Annotated in this window: 3 protein-coding genes; all 3 read right to left on the bottom strand. The window is 68.8% G+C overall.

The genetic code is table 11. From position 1 onward, the window contains the following. A partial coding sequence (locus AB1609_06775; protein MEW6046169.1) for a molybdopterin cofactor-binding domain-containing protein occupies positions 1–1064 on the bottom strand: 1064 nt, incomplete at its 3' end. A gap of 48 nt (positions 1065–1112) precedes the next feature. After that, the gene (locus AB1609_06770; protein MEW6046168.1) at positions 1113–1613 is read right to left on the bottom strand and encodes a (2Fe-2S)-binding protein; all 501 of its coding nucleotides are present in this window, start codon (positions 1611–1613) and stop codon (positions 1113–1115) included. Between the two features lie 94 nt (positions 1614–1707). Further along, the gene (locus AB1609_06765; protein ID MEW6046167.1) at positions 1708–2187 is read right to left on the bottom strand and encodes a carbon monoxide dehydrogenase subunit G; all 480 of its coding nucleotides are present in this window, start codon (positions 2185–2187) and stop codon (positions 1708–1710) included. Positions 2188–2416 lie beyond the last annotated feature (229 nt).

Raw genomic sequence — 2416 nt, 5'->3', positions numbered from 1 at the left:
TCGCACCCCACGCTGGAGATGCGGTAGGCCCCCTGGAGCATCAGCCCGAACAGGATGGTCGGCACGCCCGGAGCCGCCGTCGACAGGTAGGCTCCCAGGTTCGCCAGCGCCCGCACCTTGATGGCGGTGATGGTCCCGTCCCGCCGCCCGGCGATGACCACGTCGTGGATGTGGTCGCGCCCGTGGATGGTGGCCATGTAGTTTTCCCGCCGCTCCTCCGACCACTTGACAGGCCGCCCCAGCGTGCGCGCGGCAAAAGCCACCAGCGCCTCCTCGGCGTAGCAGGGGATCTTGCTCCCGAAACCGCCGCCCACCTCGGGGGCGATGATGCGCAGCTTGTGTTCGGGGATGCCCAGAATGCCCGAAAGCAGCACCCGGTGGATGTGGGGGTTCTGCGAGGCGAGCCAGATGGTCATCTCGCCCGTGGCCGGGTTGAACTGCGCCACCGAGCCGCGGGTCTCCATGGCGTTCGGGATCAGCCGCTGGTTGACCAGCCGCTGGCGAACGACCACGCCGTCGGGGGCCTGCCCCGCCTCGTCGATGGCCGCCTCGGCTTTGGCCAGGTCCCCGCACGTCCAGCGGAACGCCACGTTGCCCGGCGCCTCGGCGTGAAGCTGCGGGGCACCCGGCTCCATGGCCTGTTCCTGGTTGACGACCGCCGGAAGCGGCTCGTACTCCACCTCGATGAGGTCGAGGGCGTCCCGGGCGGTGTAGCGGTCTTCGGCCACCACCACGGCCACCGCGTCGCCCACGTAGCGCACCCTGTCGGCCGCTAGCGGCGGGTGAGGCGGTGTCCTCAGGTCGGCGTTGGGCACGAGCCACGCCGTCGGGATGCAACCCACCTGCCCGTCCAGATCCTGCGCCGTGAAGACCGCCAGCACGCCGGGAAGCTCCCTGGCCCTGGCGGTATCGATGCGCTTGATGCGGGCATGGGCGTGAGGGCTGCGCAGGAAGGCGGCGAACGCCATCCCGGGAAGGCGGATGTCATCGGTGTAGGTGGCTCGGCCGGTGATGAGGCGCGGGTCTTCCCGCCGCCGGATTGCTGTTCCAAACAGGCTGGCCATGACCTTCGGGTCACTCCCCTCGTTGAAAGGCTGCCCCATGTCCGCCGGCTACGAAGCTGCCCGCACCTCCGCTGCCGCCCCCGCCATGACCTTTGCCGCGGCCTGCACCGCTTTGACGATGTTCTGGTAGCCGGTGCAGCGGCACAGGTTACCCTCGAGCCCGTGGCGGATCTCCTCGCCGGTGGGGTCCGGCTTGTCCAGAAGGAGTTGGGCGGCGGCCATGATCATCCCGGGAGTGCAGAAGCCGCACTGCAGGCCGTGGTTCTCCCAGAACGCCTCCTGCAGCGGATGGAGCCGGCCGTCCTGTGCCAGCCCTTCGATGGTGGTGATGTGGCAGCCGTCGGCCTGCACGGCCAGCACGGTGCACGCTTTGACAGCCCGGCCGTCCATCAGCACCGTGCACGCTCCACACTGGCTCGTGTCGCAGCCGATGTGGGTCCCTGTGAGTCCCAGAACTTCCCGCAGGTAGTGCACCAGCAGCAGCCGGGGCTCGACCTCGTGGGTGTGAACGACGCCGTTCACCGTAACGCTGATACGCTCTTTTTGCATGGGGCCAGATCACCTCCCCTTGGTCCTGTCGCGCTCGGCGATGACGCAGAAGGCAGCGGAGGCTCTCCCACCCCCCTTCTCGCCTTTTGCCCGTTCAGACGCTGGCGACGCTGCCGCGGCCGCTGGCCGCATCCCGGCGGGCGATGACCTCCTGGGCCATGCCGTCGAAGAAGCTGGCGATCAGCACCCGCGCCGCGCTCGACAGCAGCCTTTGGCCCACCGCCGCCAGGATGCCGCTCACCGCGGCTTCACCCGTGCAGGTCATCACCGTGGCTTCGCCGTTGGGGGACAGCTCGATGCGGCCCTCCCCCTTCACGTAGCTGGGGCCGCCCCCTCCTTCCACGAGGAGGCGGTAGCTGCGGGGCGGGCTCAGGTCGGCGAGCTGCACCCGCCCGGTGTAGCTTCCCTTGACGGGTCCGATTCCGATCTCCAGCTGGGCTTCGTAGATGCCGCCTCCTAAGGGTTCGAGGCGCTTGCAGCCCGGGAGGCGCCGGGCCAGAACGGCGGGGTCGAGGAGCACCTGCCAGACGATCTCAGCGGGTGCGGCAAAGTCGCACCGGTATGCAAGTTGCATCCTGCCCAGTCCTCCGGGTGCGGGGTGAAGCCTAACGCGGTGTCCGGCCGGGGTACGGCCGGCGCTGACACGAGAACGTCCTGCGCTGGCTTGGAAGGGCGAGAGGTGAGGAAGTTAGTGAAAAGCTGGTGGATGTGGCCGCCCGCGATGGGTAGTCAAGAAGTAATTGTAACCATTATGGAACCGCTGTCAAGTTCCGCCGGCATGCTGCGCGCCGGGCCGGCGGTGC

The organism is Bacillota bacterium (genome assembly GCA_040754675.1).
Classification (GTDB): Bacteria; Bacillota; Limnochordia; order Limnochordales; family Geochordaceae; genus Geochorda.
The sequence above is the reverse complement of the archived record's forward strand: the minus strand, read 5'-3'. Positions and strand labels throughout refer to the sequence as shown.